Raw genomic sequence first — 22,190 nt, 5'->3', positions numbered from 1 at the left:
CGTTTTGCCAACCTTATAGGATGTAAAACGAAAAAGTAAGAATGCCATGCCTCCAAAAGCCCGACGTACTCCTTATGCGATCGTCACGCATGGCGATACGCGTATAGATAACTACTACTGGCTGCGGGACGATTCTCGTTCCCGGCCAGAGGTGCTCGACTATCTGCACGAGGAAAACGACTATGGCCGAAAGGTCATGGCCAGCCAGCAGGCGCTTCAGGACAGGCTCCTGAGCGAAATGGTGCAGCGTATTCCCCAGCGCGATGTCTCAGCCCCATGGTGCAAAAATGGCTATCGCTATCGCCATATTTACGAGCCGGGAAACGAATATCCCATCTATCAGCGCCAGTCGGTGCTGAGTGCCGAGTGGGACGAATGGGATATCCTGCTTGATGCCAACAAACGTGCGGCCCACAGTGAGTTTTACACGCTGGGCGGCATGTCGATTTCCCCTGATAACGCCATTATGGCGCTGGCGGAGGATTATCTTTCCCGCCGGCAGTACGGTTTGCGCTTCCGCAATCTTGAGACGGGGAACTGGTATCCCGAAATGCTGGATAATGTTTCCCCCGATTTTGTCTGGGGCAACGATTCAGAAACGGTCTACTACGTTAAAAAGCATGCCTCAACGCTGCTGCCTTATCAGGTCTGGCGCCATACGGTGGGGACCGATTCCGCCGACGACGAGCTGGTGTACGAGGAAAAAGACGAGACGTTCTACGTCAGCCTGCATAAAACCTCGTCTCGCCACTACGTGATTATCTTCCTTTCCAGCGCCACCACCTCTGAGGTGCTGCTGCTGGATGCCGAACTGCCGGATGCGCAGCCGCTGTGCTTCCTGCCGCGCCGTAAAGATCATGAGTACAGCCTGGATCACTTCCAGCACAGCTTTTACCTGCGTTCAAATCGCGAGGGCAAAAACTTTGGCCTTTATAAAACCAAAGTGCGCGATGAACGGAAGTGGGAAGTGTTAATTCCCGCCCGCGATCAGGTGATGCTGGAGGGGTTCACCCTGTTTACAGACTGGCTGGTGGTGGAGGAGCGTCAGCGCGGGCTGACCAGTATCCGCCAAATCAACCGCAAAACCCGCGAGGTGGTGGGTATCGCGTTTGATGACCCGGCTTACGTCACGTGGATTGGCTTTAACCCGGAACCGGAATCGTCCCGCCTGCGGTATGGCTATTCGTCGATGACCACACCGGACACGTTGTTTGAACTGGATATGGACACCGGGCAGCGTCAGGTGATTAAACAGGCGGAGGTCCGGGGATTTGAGTCGGAGAATTATCGCAGTGAGCACCTGTGGGTGACCGCGCGCGACGGCGTCGAAGTCCCCGTGTCTCTCGTCTACCATAAGGACCACTTCAACAAAGGTAAAAACCCCATCCTCGTCTACGGTTACGGCTCCTACGGATCCAGCATGGACGCCGATTTCAGCAGCAGCAGGCTGAGCCTGCTCGACCGTGGCTTTGTTTATGCGATTGCCCATATTCGCGGCGGCGGCGAGCTGGGTCAGCACTGGTATGAAGACGGAAAATTTCTCAAAAAGAAAAATACCTTTAATGATTACCTGGACGTCTGCGATGCGCTGCTCGCCCAGGGGTATGGCGATCCGCAGCTCTGCTTTGGCATGGGGGGCAGCGCCGGAGGCATGTTAATGGGCGCTGTGATTAACCAACGGCCTGAGCTTTTTAAAGGCGTTATCGCCCAGGTGCCGTTTGTGGACGTGGTGACGACCATGCTGGACGAGTCTATTCCGCTGACCACCGGTGAGTTTGAAGAGTGGGGGAACCCGCAGGATGAAACCTATTACCGGTACATGAAAGAGTACAGCCCGTACGATAACGTCGAGGCGAAAGCCTATCCGCATATGCTGGTGACCACCGGCCTGCACGATTCCCAGGTGCAGTACTGGGAGCCAGCGAAATGGGTGGCGAAGCTGCGCGAGCTGAAAACAGACGATAATCTGCTGCTGCTGTGTACCGATATGGACTCGGGGCACGGGGGGAAATCAGGGCGATTTAAATCCTATGAAGGGGTGGCGCTGGAGTATGCCTTTTTGATTGGCCTGGCGCAGGATACGCTGCCAGGCCGTGCGGGAACTCAGGCTTCGCCTAAATAATGCTTCAGCGTCAGGCGCAGTTCCGGGCTCATTCTGTCGAGGTTGTTGTACAGCCAGCGCAGGTAGCCCGGATCGTTGTCCGCCACCTCCGCTACCGGTTTCCCCCGGTATTTACCGAACGTGAAGGTGGTCAGTAGTGCGGGGCGGCCGGTAATGGTCGCCATATCGTCTGGCGTCCAGCCGGATGTATTCATGATATCAATCAGGAGCGCCGCGGTGATGTAGCAGTCATATAGGGCGCGGTGATGATGCAGTCCTTCCGGCGTCCGCACGCTGAGTTTGCGCGACTTATACAGCGCCATATTGCTGTATTTGATCCCCGGCCACAGGCGGCGCGCCAGCTTCATGGTGCAAATCCATTCGCCGGGCATCTCCGGCAGCACACGGCGGTCAAAACTGGCGTTATGCGCGACGTACCACTGGCTGCCGTGGTAGAGGGGGATGATCTCTTCAATCCACGGCTTGTCCGCCACCATCGATTCCGTAATGCGATGAATGGCCATCGCCTGCGCACTGATGGGACGATCCGGACGCACCAGGTGGCTCATTGGGTTGACTATCTTTCCGTCAATCACGTCGACAGAAGCGACTTCCACAATTCCGCCCTGCAAATCGCAAGTTTCGGTATCAATAACGCGTAGCATTGATCGCTCCTGATCCTAAAAGGCTTAGCCTAATGGAATGATATCGCCTTGCCAACCCTGTCGGCCCAAAGAACCGGTTAACAGCAGTTCGCCCTTGTCGGCACGGACGATAAGCTGACCTTTTTCATCCCATAACGCGCTGCCGCTGTGCGCGTTCGCCATCAACACCGCGATGGCGTATTTATGCGCGAAGCGTTGTAACGAACCGATGGACTGCCGCCAGCGGTGCTCGCCCACCGCCAGGCTGCTGGTGAACAGGGTTGCCTCCAGGTCCAGTTCCGGGGCGTCAGCCTGGTTATCAACGATGAATAGCCGTTTATCGCCGGGTATCACACCTGCACCGTTGCCCTGCGGATAACGGCGGATGGTCGACAGGCTGGGCGTGAAAAGCGCGAGTCCTTTCTGACGCTGGCCGTGTTGCTGGAGCGTAATACCGGCAATCACCGTGATGAAACGTGACTGCGCGGCGTGAAGGAGGGGAGCGAGCTGCAAATCGTCAGGCGGTGGGGGTAAAGTTGCCCCGCCAGGGCCGGTAAGGGAAAGCTCGGGAAAGACCACTAAATCGCACCCCTGGCAGGCCGCCTCGTCAATGAAGTGCAGGTGATGTTTTACGTGCTCATCAACACAGTTGTGCCGCGGAGCATACTGGGCCGCGGCTATATTCCATCGTGACATCGTGACTTCCTTATACACTAAGTCGCTGGGATTTTAAGATTACACCTAAATTTATCAGGGTTTTCTTATCCTGCCACATAACGCGTAAGGAAGTGTAACGAGACGTTAAGCTTATTTAACTTTAGGTTCGTACGGCAGGCGTGAGAGGTTGACGGAAGCGAGGCGATGCGCGATCAGACGTTCGCGAAACCAGTCGCGCAGATGTGCAGGCTGTTCACGCTCTACCACTTCAGCCACGACGGGCATATTGTAACGCTCTTTGAATGCGACACCCGCGGCGGCGAGATCGACATTCACTTTGTCCATCTCGTCCTGAGGAAGGGCGGCCAGGTTAACGTTCATTTCCTTCTCCTTTTTCTGCGGCGGCAACGTTACCGCGATTGTTCAACGATGACAAGGGAGCAAAGGATGTTCCTCGACTCGTTAATTATACAGAGTTATTCTTTAGCATTCAGGCATAACGAAAAGGAATGATTGTGATGCACTTTACCCCTTCCCGCGTCGCGTGCGCGCTGGTTTTTCTGCTCTCTTCAGCAACCGCGCCCTCAGCTCTGGCCCATGCGCACCTTAAGCAACAATCCCCGCAGGAAAATACCGTCGCGACGGCACCCGACGTCATTACCCTGAATTTCTCGGAAGGCATTGAGCCAGCCTTTAGCGGCGTTGTGGTGACGGACGCGCAGAAGCACACGATCCAGACCGGTGCGGTGAAGCGTGACGAGAAGGATAACGCAAAGCTGATTGTTCCCCTTGAGAAACCGTTGCCGACCGGCACCTACACGGTGGACTGGCACGTGGTCTCCGTGGACGGCCACAAAACCAAGGGCAGCTATCACTTTAGCGTGAAATAGTATGCTGGCCCTGAGCTACGTAGCGTTACGCTTTATCCATTTTGCTGCGCTGATGCTGCTCTTCGGCAACGCGCTTTACAGCGTCTGGTTTGCACCGTCTTCGTTGCAGCGCCTCATGACGCAGCGTTTCCAGCGCCAGCAGAAAAACGCGGCTTTAATCAGCCTGATGGCTGCTCTGCTGATGTTCGGCCTGCAAAGTGGGTTAATGGGTAACGGCTGGGGCGATGTCATTAGCCCGGCGGTCTGGCACGGCGTGCTGGGAACGCAGTTTGGTGGCGTCTGGCTGTGGCAAATGGTTTTGGCCGCTGTGACCGCGGGCGCGGCATGGCTAACTCCGCAGAAAGGCTCGCGGCTGTTACTCCTGGCCATGGGGCAACTTGTGCTGCTGGCGGGCGTCGGACATGCCGCAATGAACGGCGGCGCACCGGGAGCGTTGCATCGTCTGAACCATGCGCTTCATCTGCTGTGCGCCGCGACCTGGGTGGGCGGGTTACTGCCGCTGCTGTTCTGTATGCGTCTGGCGAAAGGCCGCTGGCAGCCAGCCGCTATCTTCACCATGATGCGCTTCTCCCGCGTGGGGCATTACGCCGTTGGCGGCGTGCTGCTGACCGGGATCATCAACACGCTCTTTATTGTGGGCATAGACGTGCCGTGGCAGGCGCCTTATGTACGGCTGTTGTTGTTCAAATGTGCGCTGGTCATCATGATGGTGGCAATTGCGCTGGCGAATCGGTATTTTCTTGTGCCACGCTTTCGCCCTGATGCCGGGCGGGAACAACAGATTTTTATCAGGATGACACAGGCAGAAGTGGTGCTGGGGGCGCTGGTACTGGCGGCCGTCAGCCTGTTCGCGACCTGGGAACCCTTCTGACAAGGTTAAATAACATATGAAAAAGACGCTGCTTTCTCTTTTACTTCTCACCTGTGCCAGCAGTGCGCTGGCCGCGCCGCAGGTCATCACCGTCAGCCGGTTCGAGGTGGGCAAGGACAACTGGGCTTTCAACCGTGAAGAGGTCATGCTCACCTGCCGTCCCGGCCACGCGCTGTACGTCATTAATCCCAGTACGCTCGTGCAGTATCCGTTAAATGACGTTGCGGAGCAGCAGGTTGCCAGCGGCAAAAGTAACGGACAGCCTGTCAGCGTGATCCAGGTCGACGATCCGGCAAACCCCGGTCAGAAGAAGAGCCTGGCGCCGTTTATTGAGCGCGCTGAAAAACTCTGCTAGCAGTCAGGTTTCCAATAAAAAAAACCGCAGGTGCTTGTAAAAGCTCTGCGGTTTTTCACATTTAGTGATGTTTTAACGCTTTTTTTCAGGCCACTTTTACTGTGGACTGGAAAACCTGACGTCGTCATCTATTCTTAAAGGGCAAGGCGATTGAGCCTGCATTAATGCCAACTTTTAGCGCACGGCTCTCTCCCAAGAGCCATTTCCCTGGACCGAATACAGGAATCGTATTCGGTCTCTTTTTATCTGCTTCATAGTAAACGATAAAATCCGGTTTTCGTCTCAGCAGAAGGTTCACTTCCTGTGCGCCTGCTTAAAACATACCACAACCCGGCAGGCGTAAGTCCAGTCCTTTTTGGCTGTTTTGTTAAATTTTTGTTTGTTTTTCGCCTGATGTCGCCAAGGGCTCAATCCGGGCATTGACGGAAGCCGCAATATTATCGAGAAGCGCAAAGCGGCGGCGGTATTCTGCGCGTTTCTTGCTGGCGATCTCATCCAGCGATTTGCGCGCTATCCGCAGCGGCAGCTGCCAGCAAAGAGGTGAGAGCTGTTTTCCGTTCAGGCTTTCCCAGAACTCGTCGTAGCTGGCGTGGAAATGTCGGCCTTTGCTCAGCCGGTAGCGCAGGGCGCGAAATACGTGCCCCTCATCGCTGACGGCAAAGATAGCGCTGATGTTCGAGTGTGAGGCGAGCTGGAAGATCACCTCCATCAGCACGCGCTTCGGGAACAGCCCGTGGCAGGCACGTGTGGCCTGCTTGATAACGTCCCGCGAGACGCTGCGGCGCGGGCCCTGAAGGCCGCCAATCACCAGCACAGAGCGCCCGTTGCTGCGCGCAACGCAAAACGTCAGGCTGGCGAGAAGGGTATCTTCATGGTCGTGCAGCCACAGCGTACTTTCGCCCTCGCGTTCGGCCTTGCCCGCGGAGGAGGCTGTAACGGTATAGATCACCCCGTTTTTCGCCTCAAACTGCGCCACGGGCAGCTCATTGGGGCTCGCGAGGGCCTGAGCGAGCATCCGATCTTTCAGGCTGTCAATCCAGTGGTAGTGGCTGACGATGGCGTCGGCTCTGTCATTGGCGTTCAGGCCGCGCATCAGGTACTGACGGTGGGTTTTGCTCGGCAGCGTAATTTGTGCCGCCAGTAATCTGTCAAAATCATCGCGTCCGGATAGCGCCTCCAGCATACGATGGGTGGAAGACCAGAATAAAAGCGAGCGCAAAAGAAACTTCAGACGGTATTCACGTTTTTGCCAGATAGGCCCTGGAACGCGTTTTCCCTTAATCAGTTCCGAAATAATATTTGTGCGATGCGGATAAAAAACATCATTTTGCAGGTGTAAGTTCGACACGTAAAAATCCCTCGTTTTATTGCGCTCTATTTTAGGGGGCCGGTAATAAAGGATTAATAGCGCGGCAGGGTTTATTTCCGGCTGGTTGAGGGTTTGTTGGGGTTTGTAATATCTGACTGGACATTTTCTGCTGCGGCTATACTTCAGAATGGAGGGCTTATGTATCAGAAAATAGAGGGTAAAGACTGGCGTCATGTCTGGGTTGTCAGCGATATTCATGGTTGCTATCAGCAGCTTTTAGATGCGCTGAAACGTCGGCATTTTAATCCTGATACGGATCTGCTGATCTCCGTGGGAGATATTATCGATCGCGGGCCTGACAGCGTAAAATGTTTACAGCTGATGCAGGAAAACTGGTTTTATGCGGTGCGCGGCAATCACGAGCAAATGGCGTTAGATGCGCTGGAAAATAATGATTTTAGCCTGTGGTCGGTAAATGGCGGTATTTGGTTTAGCGCGCTTAAGGGTGAACAACAAAAACAGGCGCTGACGTTACTCAACGCCTGCCGGACCTTACCGCACGTCATTGAAATAACCTGCATAAATGGCCTGAACGTTGTGGCTCATGCGGATTATCCCTCAGCCGAATATGTCTGGCAAAAGCCGGTTGATGTCAGGCGCGTGCTGTGGGACCGCGATCGTTTAATGGGCTTTATGGTGGGTAAAGGCCAGGGCGTTAGCGGGGCGGATCACTTCTGGTTTGGACACACGCCCGTAGACAAGCGGTATGACTTTAACAATCTGCACTATATCGATACGGGGGCGGTGTTTGGGGGCTTCCTGACGCTGGTGCAGCTTCAGTAATAAATAACCCGCCTTCGGGCGGGTTCTCTTTGGGTCAGGCAAGACGCAGGACCCAGGCATCGGTTTTACTGTCGTAATGCTCACGGTACAGAACGGAATGTTCCCCATCAAGGATCGCCGGGACGCTGGTGTCTGCATCCCAGGCGTCCAGTTGCATGCACAAATCCGGATCGGATTTGCAGGGAATACTTAACGTTCGATCGCCTTGTGCTTCGCCGCGCAATTCAGCGTCGTCGATTTCAAAAGCGCCAATGCGTACGCTGGTTTTCGTCATAATGCTCTCCGGTTTGTTGCCCAAAATCTGGTATGACCAGTGAAGTCATCCATTTTTGATCCTAGACAAGGAGAGCGAAATCGCCAGTAAAAAAATGCGTTTTTTTCAGGCGGTGCGGCTGTTACCGGTAAACAGACGGCCATCGCGAACCAGTTCACGTGGATAACTGTTTTTCAGCCGCGAGCCGACTTTTTTCGCCAGACCCAGCGGAAAACCCTGATACGTCACGATCGTTTCATCCTGCGCCGGACCGTTTTCCGGATAAACGTCACGACCGCGATACCACTCCTCCGCTTCCTGATGCGTCAGGGCGAACGTGTTTTCATGACCAGCCAGCGCAATGACCGCTTCATGCTGCCAGCGATAGCCTTTGTTGTGGATCTCCGCCAGGCGAATACCAAGGCGGGAGAAACGCACTTTACCCATTAGCGGTTCGATATGGGTCGGGAACAGCCACAGCTCTTTGTCACGCATCCAGAGGTGCAGGCTCTCATCCCAGCGCAGTCCCACTTTGTTTGCAGCCGCCTCCACCTGTGCCGCTTCACGGCCTTTAACCGGCGTGAAGGGGAATTTACCGACCTTAAACGTCGGCGCGGGCAGGGGCTCTACGGCGCCGGTTTTACGCAGGCGCGCGACGAAGAAACCTTCGCAATCGTAAATCTGCGGGAAGACATGGAGGAAGCCTTCAGGCGTGGCGGCTTCACTGGCCGAGTCAAACAGCGTATCCAGCGGTAAAAACTCGACGGCGTCCGGATAGCGCGCCTTCAGCCACAGGCAGACATCCTCGTTTTCATCGCGGTTCAGCGTGCAGGTGGAGTAAACCAGCGTGCCGCCGGGGCGCAGGGCATGGAACGCGCTGTCGATCAGTTCACGCTGCGTGGCGGCGATCTCAAGGTTGCTTTCAACGGACCAGTTTTTTAATGCATCAGGATCTTTTCGCACCACGCCTTCGCCGGAGCAGGGCGCATCAAGCAGGATGGCATCAAAGGCTTCCGGCAGGGCGGCCCCAAAAACGCGACCGTCAAAGTGCGTCAACGCGACGTTGTGGATCCCGCAGCGGCTGATATTGGCGTGGAGAACCTTCACGCGGCTGGCGGAAAATTCATTGGCGAGGATCGCGCCGCGGTTGTTCATCCGGGCGGCAATCTGCGTGGTTTTAGAGCCCGGCGCCGCGGCGACATCCATCACCCGTTCAGGCTGGTTATCATCGGCAAACAGCGCGGCAACCGGCAGCATGGAGCTGGCTTCCTGAATATAAAACAGCCCGCTCAGGTGCTCGGCGGTGCTGCCGAGGGGCAAGCTTTCCTCGTCATCCCGCTCGATCCAGAACCCTTCTTCACACCACGGCACCGGCGTCAGCTGCCAGCCGTAGGGGGAGACGAGATCCAGGAATGCCCCGACGCTGATTTTTAGCGTATTGACGCGAATACTCCGGCGCAAAGGGCGCTGGCAGGCGGCGATGAAATCGTCGAATGAGAGATGAGCAGGAAGCGCCTCGCGCATCTGCGCGAGGAATTGTTTGGGAAGAAATACGGAGTTTTGAGCCACGGGCACACCACAGGGAAACATTCAGGCGCGCAGTGTAACATAAAGGCTCCGGCGCGTTGACACCGGAGCCTGCGAGATTAACGCGGCAGCGCCGTTCCCCATTCGCGCCACTCTTTCGGTTCACTTTCCAGCAGCAGGAAGTGTTTACCTGCCTGCGCTTTAGGTGCCAGAGGCGTGCCAGGCGGCGTTGCGAAGGCAATGCCGCCGCGAATGAACTGGTTAAAGGTCCCCGTTTTCACCACACCGCCGGTCAGGCCGAAGTCGAGGGAGTAACCTGAAGCCAGCCAGAACACCGAGTTATTGCGGACCAGATGCTGATAACGCTGGCTGATGCGCAGGCCGACCATCACGCGATCGGACAGATTACCCAGCGTCAGGCTGGTTACCGTCCCTACCTCAATGCCGCGGAACAGCACCGGCGTGCCGATGCCCAGCGAACCGGCTTCCGGCACTTCAACCACGATGCTCAGACCGTCCAGATAGCGGGAATCGGTGATGGTCGCCTCCTGCAACTCAAACTCACGACGTGCGTTGCCGCGACCCGGTTCAACGTTAATGTACGGCTGAAGTATAGTGTCGAGGTGCTCAACCCCTGCGGCAGAAATTTGCGGCGTAACCACCGAGAAGCGCGAGCCAGCGCGGGCAAACGTCTGCACATATTCCGGATAAAGCACGGCGGTGGCCTGGACTTCATTGCGCGCGGTGATGAGCTTCAGCTTCTGGACCTGCCCGATATCAATGCCGAGATAGCGGATAGGCATCCCCTCCGCCAGTTTACCGGCATCAAAGGTATGTAGCGTAATCTGCCCCCCGACGGCGCGCGCTGCGGTTTCAGACGGGAAGAGGATCCGCTTGTCACCTTTACGCATGTTGCCGCCCGCGCCGCTCAGGTTGTCAAAGCTGATCGCACCGCGCAGGGCACGGGAGAGGGGAGACGCCTGTACGGTCAGGCCGCTGCCGTTAAGCTGCACCTTCGCGCCGCCTTCCGCCCAGAACACGCTGTTTGGCGTGAGCAGCTTGCGGTACTCCGGCTTGATGTGCAGTTCGATATCAAACGCGTCCGCGCGAGGGCGAACGGTGATCACTTCCCCGACCTCAAACTTGCGGTAGAGCACCACGGAGCCCGCCTGGACATCCGGCAGCGTTTCAGCACTTAAGGTCAGCGTGGTGGTCGGCAGATCGCCCATGCTGTTTTCAATGGCTTTGTCCAGATTGGCAAACAACGGATAGCTCTCGCGCAGCGCACCTTTGCTGCCCGGCAGAATGCGGATCCCGCCGTTGACCCACTCGCTGGCGCTGGCGCCGAGGAACTCAACGCCGTCCAGGCCCACCTTCACGTCGACCCGGCTGTTGACCACAAATTTACTGTCGCCGTGCACCAGATTGCTGTACTGCGGATCGATGGCGGCGGAGAAGGAGACCCCTTTTTCTGTCAGCTTACGCTCGAGAACCTGGCCTACCTGCACACCGTGCAGGATCAGCGGCTGTCCGGCTTCGATGCCATAGCTCTCCGGTGCGTTCAGGGTAATCGTCTGCACGCCCGGCTTTTGCAGCAGCGCTTTATCCGCCGGGGCGATAACAAAGGTTTTATTCGGCTGGCCTTCTCCCGGGATCAGCTCGAAAGTACTGCCGGTCAGCAGCGAGCTGATGCTGGCGTCGCTGAGCGACAGCTTCGGATTACGCAGCTCAATACGCGTCTTCTCCCGCAGGAGATCGACCACGCTTGGATCCACGGTCATCTCGCCGGTGACGGAGCCGCCCGCATTGAGGGTTAATTTCGTCAGCTGACCGACCTCTAATCCCTGGTACATCAGCGGGGTCGAGCCGGCTTTCAGCCCTTTTGCATCCGGCAGGGTCAGCTTGACGATGACGCCGCGCTGGCTGTGCGCCAGGTCAGCATACAGGCCAAACGTATCTTCAGCGGCGGCAGGGCTTGAGCCTTCCGGGGAATCGAAGGCGATAGCGCCATTCACCAGCGCCGCCAGGCTCTCAAGCTTCACTTTCGCACCGCTTAAGCTCAGATCGGCATCGACGCCGGAGACGTTCCAGAAGCGGCTGCCTTTTTTCACCAGGTTGGTAAAGCGCCGTTCGATCAGCACGTCGATGGTCACGCCGTCTTTGTTCGGGTTAATGGCGTAATCGTACACGCGGCCAACCGGAATTTTGCGGAAATAGACCAGAGAACCGCTGTTCAGCGATCCTAAATCCGGCGCGCGGAGATGGATCATCAAATCGCCGTTATTCAGCCGGTATTTCGGCTGCGTATCCAGCGCAACGAAGTGATCCTGCGGCTCACCTTTACCGGGCATCATGCCGATATAGTTACCGCCCACAAGCGCATCCAGCCCGGAAACGCCGGCCAGCGAGGCTTTTGGCGTTACCAGCCAGAACTGCGTTTCGGCGCGCAGCGCGTCCTGCATATCGGACTTAATGCTCGCCCGCACCTGGATTTTGTTCAGCCCTTTGCCGAGGGAGATATCCTGCACGGTACCCACTTCCACCCCCTGGAAGCGAACGGGGGTACGTCCGGCGACAATGCCGTCCGCAGACTGGAAATCAATCGTGATGGTACTTCCGCGATCTTCATAGCTCGTCCAGATAAGCCAGCCTGCGATCATCAGCGCGATGACAGGCAGCAGCCAGAATGGCGAAATACGACGTTTTGTTTTAATTCTCGCTTCAGTCGGCGAAGCGGGCGTTTCCTGACTCATGTGCGTCCCAAAGTAAGCGGCTGTCCAGCCATTCCACTGCAAGAATAGTCAATATCACCGCAGAGCCGAAATAAAAAGCTGCGGGTCCCATGGTAAAAGCAAGCAACTGATCGCGATTGATGAGCGACATCATCAGCGAAATCACGAACAGATCCAACATCGACCAGCGACCGATCCAGGTCACGAATCGCAGAAGCAGGATGCGGGTGCGGAGTCCTTGTTCGCATTTAAAGTGAATGCTGATAAGTAGCGTAAACATCACCACCACTTTGGTAAAGGGCACCAGAATACTGGCGATAAAAACAATCGCGGCGACCCCCACGTTACTGTGCGCCAGAGAAATAATTCCGGAGAGGATCGTATCTTCCTGGCGGGCGCCGTTCACGTAAATCACCGAGATGGGCAGCATGTTGGCCGGGAACAAAAATACCAGAGAGGCGATCAGCGCCGCCCAGCATTTTTGCAGGCTATTGTTGCGCCGCAATCTTAGCGGAATATGGCAGCGCGGGCACCTGCCGCGTTTATCCGGAAAACCGGTGTAATGACATCCCAGGCAGACGCGCAGGTTTTCATCAGGCCGTGTCGCGGGGCGCTGAGGGTAAAAGCGCTCCCAGAGCTGTTCAACGTTCAGATGGATCATGGTCAAAATGCTCAGCAGGACCAGCGATATGAACGCAAAAAGGCCAATGCCGGGCTGTAAAAACGCGTAGTCCTGCACCTTGATGGAGGCCACGCCGACGCCCACCAGATAGATATCCAGCATGACCCACTCTTTGAGCTTATCCAGCATCAGCAGCACCGGGCGCAGGTTCATCCCCAGAATATTGCCAAACCACAGGTAGGCAATCGCCGCGACCAGCACCAGCGGCGCGCCGACCACGCAGAAGAGCACCATCGCGCCGGTGAGCGGATCGCCCTCGCGCGTCATCTGCCAGATCCCCTGAAATACGTTGGCGTCGATGCGCACGCCCAGAAGATAGAGCTTCAGCAGCGGTTCGGTCCAGGCAAACGGCATCAGCAGCAGCATGGTGACCGCCATTGCGGCCAGACGCGTTAGCGACCAGTCTCGTCCATCGCGAATTTTGGCATCGCAGCGAGGACAAAAGGCGCTTTGGTGCGATTTCATCTTCGGCAACATAAAAAGCGTATCGCACTGGGGGCAACGCTGATAATGTGCACGAGGCAAAGCTTCGCTTACCGTATGGATAACGATCTTTCCTGTCGGCGTAATTTTGGGTGTTTTTATGGCCATGAGTCGCGCACGGTTTAGTATTGTTGAAAGTTATAATAACTCATGTACGGATTCATCTTGAGCATGAGCGCATTTAATGCTTATTTTAATAGGCTATGCGGTAAATTTGTAAGTTAACTAAGTGATTGAAGAATGAACAAAACAGAATTCTACGCGGATCTGAACCGCGATTTTAAAGCATTAATGGCAGGGGAAACCAGTTTCTTAGCCACTCTGGCAAATACCAGCGCGTTACTCTTCGAGCGCCTCTCTGACGTGAACTGGGCCGGCTTTTATCTGCTGGAAGACGACACGCTGGTGCTTGGGCCGTTTCAGGGCAAGCTGGCCTGCGTTCGCATTCCGGTAGGGCGCGGCGTGTGCGGTACCGCCGTGGCAACGCGTGAGGTTCAGCGCGTTGAAGACGTCCACGCGTTTGACGGCCATATTGCCTGTGATGCCGCAAGCAACGCTGAAATCGTACTGCCGCTGGTGGTAAAAAACCAGATTATTGGCGTTCTGGATATCGACAGCACGGTCTTCAGCCGCTTCACTGCCGAGGACGAACAGGGGCTGCGCACGCTTGCGGCGAACCTGGAAAATGTTCTTGCAGAGACCGATTATCATAAATTCTTTGCGAGCGTCGCAGGATAATCAACGGATAACGTAGCATTTACTGATAGCGTCATTATAATGTCGCCTGTTCATGCCTGCGCTTGTTGGCAACGTCCGTTGTAATCAGGAAATTTCATGGAAAATCAACCTAAGTTGAATAGCAGTAAAGAAGTTATCGCATTTCTGGCCGAGCGTTTCCCGCAGTGCTTCAGCGCTGAAGGTGAAGCGCGTCCTCTGAAAGTCGGTATCTTTCAGGATCTGGTCGCGCGCGTTGAGGGGGAGATGAACCTCAGCAAAACGCAGCTTCGCTCTGCATTACGCCTTTATACCTCGAGCTGGCGTTACCTGTACGGTATCAAGCCGGGTGCGACCCGTGTCGACCTTGACGGCAACCCGTGCGGTGAGCTGGACGAACAGCACGTAGAACATGCGCGTAAGCAGCTTGAAGAAGCCAAAGCTCGCGTGCAGGCACAGCGTGCGGAACAGCAGGCGAAAAAACGCGAAGCCGCAGCGGCAAACGGTCAGGAAGACGCCCCTCGTCGCGAGCGTAAACCGCGCCCGGCACCGCGTCGTGCAGAAAATAACGATCGCAAACCGCGTGCTGACAAACCAGCAGCTAAAGCCCCACGTGCGCCGCGCGAAGAGCCGCGCCACACCCCGGTTTCTGACATCAATGCGCTGAGCGTGGGTCAGTCTCTGAAGGTGAAAGCGGGTAACAACGCGATGGACGCCACCGTACTGGAAATCACCAAAGATGGCGTTCGTGTACAGCTGACTTCTGGTATGTCAATGATTGTACGCGCAGAACACTTGTTGTTCTGAAACGGAGGCCGAGCCTGGCATGAACACTTTTTTTAAGCTCACCGCGCTGGCTGGCCTGTTTGCTATAACAGGCCACGCTTTCGCTGTGGACGATATTACGCGTGTCGATCAAATTCCGGTTCTCAAGGAAGAGACTCAGCACGCGACGGTGAGTGAGCGCGTGACGTCGCGCTTTACTCGTTCGCACTATCGTCAGTTCGATCTCGATCAGGCCTTTTCGGCCAAAATCTTTGACCGTTATCTGAACTTGCTGGATTACAGCCATAACGTACTGCTGGCCAGCGATGTCGAACAGTTCGCGAAACGCAAATCCGAAGTGGGTGATGAGCTGCGCTCCGGAAAGCTGGATCTGTTTTACGATCTCTACAACTTATCGCAAAAGCGCCGTTTTGAACGTTATCAATACGCGCTCAAAGTGCTGGAACGTCCAATGGACTTCACCGGCAACGACACCTTTAATCTGGACCGCAGCAAAGCGCCATGGCCGAAAGACGAGGCTGAGCTGAATGCGCTGTGGGACGGAAAAGTCAAATATGATGAACTGAGCCTCAAGCTCACCGGCAAAGACGAGAAAGAGATCCGTGAGACGTTAAACCGTCGCTACAAGTTCGCTATTCGTCGTCTGGCGCAGACCAACAGTGAAGACGTTTTTTCACTGGCGATGACCGCGTTTGCGCATGAAATTGACCCGCACACCAACTATCTCTCTCCACGTAACACCGAACAGTTCAATACCGAAATGAGCCTGTCTCTGGAAGGTATTGGTGCAGTGCTTCAGATGGACGATGACTACACCGTTATCAACTCCATGGTGGCCGGCGGCCCTGCTTCTAAAAGCAAAGCGATCAGCGTAGGCGACCGCATTGTCGGTGTTGGTCAGACCGGAAAGAGCATGGTGGACGTGATTGGCTGGCGTCTTGATGACGTTGTTGCGCTGATCAAAGGGCCGAAGGGCAGCAAAGTGCGCCTGGAGATCCTGCCAGCCGGTAAGGGCACCAAAACCCGCATCATTACCCTGACCCGTGAGCGTATCCGTCTGGAAGATCGCGCGGTGAAAATGTCGGTGAAAACCGTGGGGAAAGAAAAGGTTGGCGTACTGGATATCCCGGGCTTCTACGTTGGCCTGACCGATGACGTGAAAGTGCAGCTACAGAAGCTTGAGAAGCAGAATGTCAGCAGCGTGATCATTGACCTGCGCAGCAACGGCGGCGGGGCACTGACCGAAGCCGTCTCGCTGTCCGGGCTGTTTATCCCGTCTGGCCCGGTGGTGCAGGTGCGCGATAACAACGGTAAAGTGCGTGAAGATGCCGATACCGATGGCGTGGTCTACTATAAGGGGCCGCTGGTGGTCCTTGTCGATCGCTTCAGTGCCTCAGCATCGGAAATCTTTGCTGCCGCCATGCAGGATTATGGCCGGGCGTTAATTGTCGGCGAACCGACGTTTGGCAAGGGCACCGTACAGCAGTACCGCTCTCTGAACCGTATTTATGACCAGATGCTGCGCCCTGAATGGCCGGCGTTGGGTTCAGTACAGTACACCATTCAGAAGTTTTACCGCGTCAATGGCGGCAGTACGCAGCGTAAGGGCGTCACGCCGGACATCATGATGCCGACAGGTACTGAAGAGACGGAAACCGGCGAGAAGTTTGAAGATAACGCGCTGCCGTGGGATAGCATCGATGCCGCGACATTCGTGAAATCGGGTGATATGAAGCAGTTCGGACCGGAACTGTTGAAAAATCACAACGATCGCATCGGGAAGGATCCTGAATTCCAGTACATCATGAAGGACATTGCGCGTTTCAACGCACTGAAAGCGAAACGGAACATTGTGTCTCTGAACTACGCCCAGCGTGAGAAAGAGAACAATGAAGATGACGCGACGCGTCTGGCGCGTATCAACGATCGCTTCAAGCGTGAAGGTAAGCCTCTGCTCAAAAAACTGGACGATCTGCCTAAGGATTACCAGGAGCCCGATCCGTACCTGGACGAGACGGTGCATATCGCGCTTGATCTCGCGAAGCTGGAAAAAGATAAACCTGCCGTGCAACCCGCTCCGGCAAAATAACTCCCCAACAGGCACAAGAGATTGTGCCTGTTTCTTTTTGTTCTGCATCCTTCCGTCAGGCAGATTTCCAATTGTGTAAAGTTGTGTCTTTCTGGTGACTTACGCCGTCTGGATGCTTGAAAATACCCGCAATACCCATACGATGTGGGTAATCGCATAGTGCGTTTTGTTAAACTGAGGTTAAAAGAATATTATGATGCGAATCGCGCTCTTCCTGCTCACCAACCTTGCGGTTATGGTGGTATTCGGGCTGGTGCTAAGCCTGACGGGAATTCAGTCGAGCAGCGTTCAGGGTCTGTTGATTATGGCGCTGCTGTTTGGTTTCGGTGGCTCTTTCATTTCACTGCTGATGTCGAAGTGGATGGCACTGAAATCCGTGGGCGGTGAAGTTATCGAGCAGCCGCGTAACGATATGGAACAGTGGCTGGTGAGCACGGTTGCTCAGCAGTCAAAGCAGGCGGGCATTGCCATGCCGCAGGTGGCGATCTACCACGCGCCGGATATTAACGCATTTGCTACCGGTGCGCGTCGTGACGCGTCCCTGGTGGCCGTCAGTACCGGTCTGCTGCAAAACATGAGCCGTGACGAAGCGGAAGCGGTTATTGCTCACGAGATCAGCCACATCGCCAACGGCGATATGGTCACCATGACCCTGATCCAGGGCGTGGTGAACACCTTCGTTATCTTTATTTCCCGTATTCTGGCGCAAATCGCTGCCGGGTTTATGGGCGGCAACCGTGATGAGGGTGAAGAGAGCAACGGCAACCCGCTGATCTATTTTGCTGTTTCGATGGTGCTGGAACTGGTGTTCGGTATCCTGGCAAGCATCATTACCATGTGGTTCTCCCGTCACCGTGAGTTCCATGCAGATGCCGGTTCAGCGAAACTGGTGGGTCGTGAGAAGATGATTGCAGCGCTGCAACGTCTGAAAACCAGCTACGAGCCGCAGGAAGCGAACAGCATGATGGCCTTCTGCATCAACGGTAAATCTAAGTCGCTGAGCGAGCTGTTTATGTCTCACCCGCCGCTGGATAAACGTATCGAAGCGCTGCGTAGCGGTGAATACCTGAAGTAATACCAGCCGCATGAATAAAAACCGGGCAGGAAATCTCCGCCCGGTTTTTTTATGCCTGCGCCTTCGGCTGGGTGATACGTAGCCCGCTGACGACAGCCGCGAGGGTTGCCAGCGTCCCAGCGGTGATCAGCGCAACGTGTGTCGCATTTTGCCCGGCAAGGTTAAACATCAACGCCACCAGTGCGGCCCCGGTGCTTTGCCCTAATAGTCTTGCCGTCCCCAGCATTCCGCTGGCGCCACCGCTGCGATGGCGTGGGGCAGAGGTGATAATCGTGTGGTTATTCGGTGACTGGAACAGTCCAAAACCCGCACCGCACAGGATCATGCGCCAGATAATATCCAGATCCCCCGGCGAGGAGGGCAGTAGCGCCAGCGCAAACAGTCCCACTGCCATGACTACCAGCCCGATAGCCCCCAGCAGTCCGGCGTGAACTCGCTCAATAAGATAGCCGGCCAGTGGGGCCATCACCATGGTTGCCAGAGGCCAGGGCGTGAGCAGCAAGCCCGTTTCCACTTCCGAACGACCAATCACGCTCTGTAAAAAGAAAGGCAGCGCAACCAGCGCCAGCATCTGGGCGCAAAACGAGCAAATTGAGGTGCAAATGGAGAGCGAGAACAGCGGTATACGCAGCAAATCTACCGGAAGTAACGGCACGGGGAGCGCCAGCTGGCGTCGTACAAAGAAAAAGCCGATAACAAGCATGGCAACGATTTCTGCGGCAATGAGCATTAGCGACTGCCCCTGCGCAAATCCGCTCAGCGCGGTAATCAGCAGGCCAAAGGTCAGCGCGTTCATCACGGCGCTGGGCAGGTCGAAGCGTGGCGTGGTGCTTTTCGGCCCATTTTCCGGGAGATAGCGCAGGGCGAAGAAGATAGCCACGATGCCAAGGGGCACGTTGATGGCAAACAGCCACTGCCACGAGGCGACAGACAGAATGGCAGCGGCAATCGTCGGCCCGGCGGCAGACGACACGGCCACAATAAAGGAGTTAATGCCCATGCCGCGTCCAAGGTGGCGATGGGGATAGATAAGCCGAATCAGGGCCGTATTCACGCTCATCAGCGCCGCGCCGCCGAAGCCCTGAGCGATACGCGCCAGGGTGAGGGTGTGCAGTGAATCGGAAAGGGCACAGAAGAGCGAGGTGAGGGTAAAGACCACCAGCCCGCACTGGTAAACCCGCCGATAGCCAAACATATCGCCGAGGAAAGAGAGTGACAGGAGGGAAATCACAATCGCGATCTGGTACGCGTTCACAATCCAGATGGAGCTTGCGGGAGACGCATTTAGATCTTTTGCAATGGTAGGAAGAGCAACGTTGGCAATCGCACCGTCAAGGACAGCCATCGAAATGCCGATGACAACAGTGGCAATTGCCCCGTACCGCTGCGGTAAGGGCAGGCCATCAGAAACGTTTTTTTGCATGGGAAAAGAATGACTCAGCGTGAAATTATTTTCAGGTTAACTATTTTAGCACCGTTATTTCGGTTTTATGTCGCAGATTTGTAACGAAGTAAAGCCAGATAGATTGCAGCACGCATCACACGAATTTATAATAAAAACCGGTTCTGATTTTTATAAAACACTCTCCATGAGGTGATAAATGGCAATCGCAGATTTGGATAAGCAGCCAGATTCTGTTTCTTCCGTGCTGAAGGTGTTTGGCATCTTGCAGGCGCTCGGAGAAGAGCGTGAAATTGGTATTACAGAGTTGTCTCAGCGTGTGATGATGTCGAAAAGCACCGTTTATCGCTTTTTGCAGACGATGAAATCATTGGGTTATGTCGCGCAGGAAGGAGAATCAGAAAAATATTCTCTGACCCTGAAGCTGTTTGAACTGGGCGCTCGTGCCTTGCAAAACGTGGATCTGATCCGCAGCGCGGACATTCAGATGCGTGAACTTTCACGGCTGACGAAAGAGACAATTCACCTCGGCGCACTGGATGAAGACAGCATTGTTTACATCCACAAAATTGATTCCATGTACAACCTGCGCATGTATTCACGCATCGGTCGCCGTAACCCGCTCTACAGTACCGCAATTGGTAAAGTGCTGCTGGCCTGGCGCGATCGCGAAGAGGTGAAGCAAATCCTTGACAGCGTGGAATACAAGCGTAGCACCGACCGCACTATCACCAGTACGGATGAACTGCTGAGCGTGCTGGATAGCGTACGCGAGCAGGGCTACGGGGAAGATAACGAAGAGCAGGAAGAAGGGCTGCGCTGCATCGGTGTGCCGGTGTTTGACCGCTTCGGCGTTGTCATTGCGGGCCTGAGCATCTCGTTCCCAACGCTGCGTTTTTCCGAAGAGCGTCTTCATGAGTATGTGGCAATTCTGCATACCGCAGCGCGCAAAATTTCAGAGCAGATGGGCTATAACGACTACCCGTTCTGATCGATGCCGCCAGTAAAAAACGCCGCACTTTTGCGGCGTTTTTGCAGATTAAGTTCAGCGCTGATTAGCCGTTATCAACCACGACAGAGGACTTACGCAGTACGGGACAGTTGCTTAGCCCGATGATCCCGCTGTCTGAATGGATGTACTGCGCCGTGCTTACCCCCTGGGCGGTGAGATATTTACACTGAATACCCAAACCCGCGGCATTTTCTTTGCTTCCCATTAATACGCCATACCCACTTAACAGCAGGCCGATCCACACAAGTGCCAGTACAATTACCGTACGAACGAGTAAACGCATCGATGCCTCTTTTTTCTTTGTTGTCATGGAGTAAGCGTAACGGGTTTACGCAGTGAAACAAGTGCACGATTCCGAAAAGAGTCAGTTGAAGGTACAGTTAGCCCCTGTTTAAGATAGCCGTGATAACCTGGCTACATCAGGTCATAAGACGGAGTGTGGAGTGAAAAAAATACGCTGGGTAATTCTGGTTATAGTGTTGATAGCATGCGTGGTGCTGTGGACGCAGACTATCAATGTGATGTGCGATCAGGATGTACAGTTCTTTAGCGGCATTTGTTCAATCAATAAGTTTATCCCCTGGTAGACGTCATTTTTACGCTGAGCGATGTTCTTACGTGGCGGCAGTGGTAAAATAGCGGTTTTTACTGAGGTGGTGAAATGGGTGAGTTACTGAATTCGGGGCTGCTGAGCATTGCATCCCTGGTAATGGCGTTGGTTGTGCTGGCTGTTGGCCTGGTACTGTGGTTCTTCGTTAACCGCGCCAGTTCCCGCACAAACGAACAAATTGAGCTGCTGGAAGCGTTGCTGGATCAGCAGAAAAGGCAGAATGCGTTGCTGCGTCGTTTGTGCGAAGCCAACGAACCGGAAGCGAAAGCGATACCGAAGGACGCTACTGCTCCGCAACAAGACGAGGAAGACTTCATTCGCCTGGTAGCCGAACGATAGTCTGCCCGGATCGGGGAGGTGGCCTGAGCGTACGGCGTAAATCTCCTCCCTTATCACGTTTTTCCCGCAACATCCCCGCAAAGAATTAAGCAGTAGTTAACTTTTGTTTCAGCGCACTGAAAACTGGCGAATATTTATCCTTATTTAACAAATACCGTTTCGTCGAATAAATAGTGTGCTTTAACTCGCCAAAAGTGTTTTATTTTTATCGAAACGTTTTGCTTGCCTTCTTTTGAGGCAGAGTCATAAAAATTTCATTATTTTGGTGCAGAATAACGCTTATTAAATGGTGGATTTTAATACAGTTAGCAATAGCTGATTAACTTTTTATATTCACTGTCACACGTTGGTGCGTTGCATTGTTTTCAGCATAACTTTTCACAAAAAGTTCTAACTCAGTCATTCCTTTAAAGAAAAGTAGGGTTTGGGATGGACGCTTTGAAATGATTGAGCTATGTTTAAAAAGTCTTTGATTACAGGGCGCGTCAAGGCACTCTGTAGGCCGTTAGATTAGGTGGCGCTTCATTTGACAATACGCATAACCGTGCAGATTGTTCTGGAGTAACACCTGAATTTGTGCGGCGGATCGAGACACGTTTAAAAATGGCTTGCCATATTAAACGTTGTGTGTGATAACACGTTTTGGGTCAAACGAGGTACAGTTCTGTTTATGTGTGGCATTTTCAGTAAAGAAGTCCTGAGTAAACACGTTGTCGTTGAATACCGCTTCTCTGCCGAACCTTATATTAGTGCCTCAAGCAGTAATGTCTCAGTTTTATCTATGTCAAAGCCTGCGGGCTAAGAAAACACTCTAAG

22 protein-coding genes and 1 pseudogene are annotated in these 22,190 nt (G+C 54.6%); 13 read left to right on the top strand and 10 right to left on the bottom strand.

Features of this window, described 5'->3' with window-relative positions:
* Nucleotides 1-46: 46 nt before the first annotated feature.
* On the top strand, nucleotides 47-2,122 hold the full coding sequence (gene ptrB / locus INF58_RS12560; protein ID WP_193527794.1) for an oligopeptidase B: 2,076 nt from the start codon (nucleotides 47-49) through the stop codon (nucleotides 2,120-2,122).
* On the opposite strand, the gene exoX is transcribed toward ptrB, so the two are convergent.
* The 3 genes from exoX to INF58_RS12545 all read right to left on the bottom strand — a co-directional run bounded on the left by exoX (nucleotide 2,104) and on the right by INF58_RS12545 (nucleotide 3,783).
* Entirely contained in the window at nucleotides 2,104-2,766 is a 663-nt protein-coding gene (gene exoX / locus INF58_RS12555; RefSeq protein WP_063450101.1) for an exodeoxyribonuclease X, read from the bottom strand. The two genes, ptrB and exoX, sit on opposite strands and share 19 nt — an antisense overlap.
* A gap of 24 nt (nucleotides 2,767-2,790) precedes the next feature.
* Nucleotides 2,791-3,441, bottom strand: coding sequence for a carbon-nitrogen hydrolase family protein (locus tag INF58_RS12550; RefSeq protein ID WP_193527793.1), 651 nt, complete (start codon nucleotides 3,439-3,441; stop codon nucleotides 2,791-2,793).
* 111 nt (nucleotides 3,442-3,552) lie between these two features.
* A complete protein-coding gene (locus INF58_RS12545; RefSeq protein WP_003859784.1) occupies nucleotides 3,553-3,783 on the bottom strand; it encodes a DNA polymerase III subunit theta in 231 nt (76 codons plus the stop codon).
* 137 nt (nucleotides 3,784-3,920) lie between these two features.
* Here INF58_RS12545 and yobA point away from each other — a divergent pair, with 137 nt between their 5' ends.
* Genes yobA through INF58_RS12530 form a run of 3 tightly spaced genes read left to right on the top strand, consistent with a single transcriptional unit; the run spans nucleotide 3,921 to nucleotide 5,518 of the window.
* The gene (yobA, locus tag INF58_RS12540; protein WP_107535597.1) at nucleotides 3,921-4,292 is read left to right on the top strand and encodes a CopC domain-containing protein YobA; all 372 of its coding nucleotides are present in this window, start codon (nucleotides 3,921-3,923) and stop codon (nucleotides 4,290-4,292) included.
* A gap of 1 nt (nucleotide 4,293) precedes the next feature.
* Nucleotides 4,294-5,163, top strand: a complete 870-nt coding sequence (gene copD, locus INF58_RS12535) for a copper homeostasis membrane protein CopD (protein ID WP_193527792.1) — start codon at nucleotides 4,294-4,296, stop codon at nucleotides 5,161-5,163.
* 16 nt (nucleotides 5,164-5,179) lie between these two features.
* The gene (locus INF58_RS12530; RefSeq protein ID WP_063868473.1) at nucleotides 5,180-5,518 is read left to right on the top strand and encodes a YebY family protein; all 339 of its coding nucleotides are present in this window, start codon (nucleotides 5,180-5,182) and stop codon (nucleotides 5,516-5,518) included.
* Nucleotides 5,519-5,885: 367 nt separating this feature from the next.
* On the opposite strand, the gene INF58_RS12525 is transcribed toward INF58_RS12530, so the two are convergent.
* The gene (locus tag INF58_RS12525; RefSeq protein WP_193527791.1) at nucleotides 5,886-6,866 is read right to left on the bottom strand and encodes a VirK/YbjX family protein; all 981 of its coding nucleotides are present in this window, start codon (nucleotides 6,864-6,866) and stop codon (nucleotides 5,886-5,888) included.
* A gap of 159 nt (nucleotides 6,867-7,025) precedes the next feature.
* On the opposite strand from INF58_RS12525, the gene pphA reads away from it, so the two are divergent.
* Nucleotides 7,026-7,670 carry a protein-serine/threonine phosphatase gene (gene pphA, locus INF58_RS12520; RefSeq protein WP_193527790.1) on the top strand — a complete coding sequence of 215 codons (645 nt, stop codon included), beginning with the start codon at nucleotides 7,026-7,028 and terminating at the stop codon, nucleotides 7,668-7,670.
* A 34-nt stretch (nucleotides 7,671-7,704) separates the two neighbouring features.
* On the opposite strand, the gene INF58_RS12515 is transcribed toward pphA, so the two are convergent.
* The 4 genes from INF58_RS12515 to yebS form a co-directional block, all read right to left on the bottom strand.
* The gene (locus tag INF58_RS12515) at nucleotides 7,705-7,944 is read right to left on the bottom strand and encodes a YebV family protein (RefSeq protein ID WP_006176013.1); all 240 of its coding nucleotides are present in this window, start codon (nucleotides 7,942-7,944) and stop codon (nucleotides 7,705-7,707) included.
* A gap of 105 nt (nucleotides 7,945-8,049) precedes the next feature.
* A complete protein-coding gene (gene rsmF, locus INF58_RS12510; protein ID WP_370552661.1) occupies nucleotides 8,050-9,492 on the bottom strand; it encodes a 16S rRNA (cytosine(1407)-C(5))-methyltransferase RsmF in 1,443 nt (480 codons plus the stop codon).
* A gap of 77 nt (nucleotides 9,493-9,569) precedes the next feature.
* On the bottom strand, nucleotides 9,570-12,203 hold the full coding sequence (locus tag INF58_RS12505) for a PqiB family protein (protein ID WP_063449631.1): 2,634 nt from the start codon (nucleotides 12,201-12,203) through the stop codon (nucleotides 9,570-9,572).
* Nucleotides 12,172-13,455 carry a membrane integrity lipid transport subunit YebS gene (gene yebS / locus INF58_RS12500; RefSeq protein ID WP_063449630.1) on the bottom strand — a complete coding sequence of 428 codons (1,284 nt, stop codon included), beginning with the start codon at nucleotides 13,453-13,455 and terminating at the stop codon, nucleotides 12,172-12,174. The genes INF58_RS12505 and yebS overlap by 32 nt, the downstream gene beginning before the upstream one ends.
* A 132-nt stretch (nucleotides 13,456-13,587) precedes the next feature.
* On the opposite strand from yebS, the gene INF58_RS12495 reads away from it, so the two are divergent.
* The 4 genes from INF58_RS12495 (at nucleotide 13,588) to htpX (ending at nucleotide 18,011) form a co-directional block, all read left to right on the top strand.
* Complete coding sequence (locus tag INF58_RS12495; protein WP_063868478.1) at nucleotides 13,588-14,085, top strand: GAF domain-containing protein; 498 nt, start codon at nucleotides 13,588-13,590, stop codon at nucleotides 14,083-14,085.
* Nucleotides 14,086-14,181: 96 nt separating this feature from the next.
* Complete coding sequence (gene proQ / locus INF58_RS12490) at nucleotides 14,182-14,868, top strand: RNA chaperone ProQ (protein WP_006811005.1); 687 nt, start codon at nucleotides 14,182-14,184, stop codon at nucleotides 14,866-14,868.
* A 19-nt stretch (nucleotides 14,869-14,887) separates the two neighbouring features.
* On the top strand, nucleotides 14,888-16,936 hold the full coding sequence (prc, locus tag INF58_RS12485; protein WP_107535551.1) for a carboxy terminal-processing peptidase: 2,049 nt from the start codon (nucleotides 14,888-14,890) through the stop codon (nucleotides 16,934-16,936).
* Nucleotides 16,937-17,129: 193 nt separating this feature from the next.
* Nucleotides 17,130-18,011 (top strand): protease HtpX, encoded by an 882-nt coding sequence (htpX, locus tag INF58_RS12480; protein WP_063868480.1) that lies wholly within the window; start codon nucleotides 17,130-17,132, stop codon nucleotides 18,009-18,011.
* Between the two features lie 49 nt (nucleotides 18,012-18,060).
* Here the strand turns inward: htpX and INF58_RS12475 are convergent, their stop codons facing one another.
* Nucleotides 18,061-19,434: an MFS transporter gene (locus tag INF58_RS12475; RefSeq protein WP_193527788.1), complete on the bottom strand. Its 1,374-nt coding sequence runs from the start codon at nucleotides 19,432-19,434 to the stop codon at nucleotides 18,061-18,063.
* A gap of 178 nt (nucleotides 19,435-19,612) precedes the next feature.
* On the opposite strand from INF58_RS12475, the gene kdgR reads away from it, so the two are divergent.
* Nucleotides 19,613-20,404 carry a DNA-binding transcriptional regulator KdgR gene (gene kdgR, locus INF58_RS12470; RefSeq protein ID WP_193527787.1) on the top strand — a complete coding sequence of 264 codons (792 nt, stop codon included), beginning with the start codon at nucleotides 19,613-19,615 and terminating at the stop codon, nucleotides 20,402-20,404.
* 64 nt (nucleotides 20,405-20,468) lie between these two features.
* On the opposite strand, the gene INF58_RS12465 is transcribed toward kdgR, so the two are convergent.
* Complete coding sequence (locus tag INF58_RS12465) at nucleotides 20,469-20,708, bottom strand: YobH family protein (RefSeq protein WP_063449624.1); 240 nt, start codon at nucleotides 20,706-20,708, stop codon at nucleotides 20,469-20,471.
* Nucleotides 20,709-20,868: 160 nt separating this feature from the next.
* Here INF58_RS12465 and mgrB point away from each other — a divergent pair, with 160 nt between their 5' ends.
* From mgrB to INF58_RS12450, 3 genes and pseudogenes are all read left to right on the top strand, one after another.
* Nucleotides 20,869-21,012: a PhoP/PhoQ regulator MgrB gene (gene mgrB / locus INF58_RS12460; protein ID WP_063868482.1), complete on the top strand. Its 144-nt coding sequence runs from the start codon at nucleotides 20,869-20,871 to the stop codon at nucleotides 21,010-21,012.
* A gap of 74 nt (nucleotides 21,013-21,086) precedes the next feature.
* Complete coding sequence (locus INF58_RS12455) at nucleotides 21,087-21,374, top strand: YebO family protein (RefSeq protein ID WP_107535549.1); 288 nt, start codon at nucleotides 21,087-21,089, stop codon at nucleotides 21,372-21,374.
* A gap of 670 nt (nucleotides 21,375-22,044) precedes the next feature.
* Nucleotides 22,045-22,189 (top strand): annotated as a pseudogene (locus INF58_RS12450) (DUF2627 domain-containing protein).
* Nucleotide 22,190: the final 1 nt, after the last annotated feature.

This window comes from Enterobacter cloacae complex sp. P24RS (assembly GCF_014982165.1).
Lineage (GTDB): Bacteria > Pseudomonadota > Gammaproteobacteria > Enterobacterales > Enterobacteriaceae > Enterobacter > Enterobacter quasihormaechei.
The sequence above is the reverse complement of the archived record's forward strand: the minus strand, read 5'-3'. Positions and strand labels throughout refer to the sequence as shown.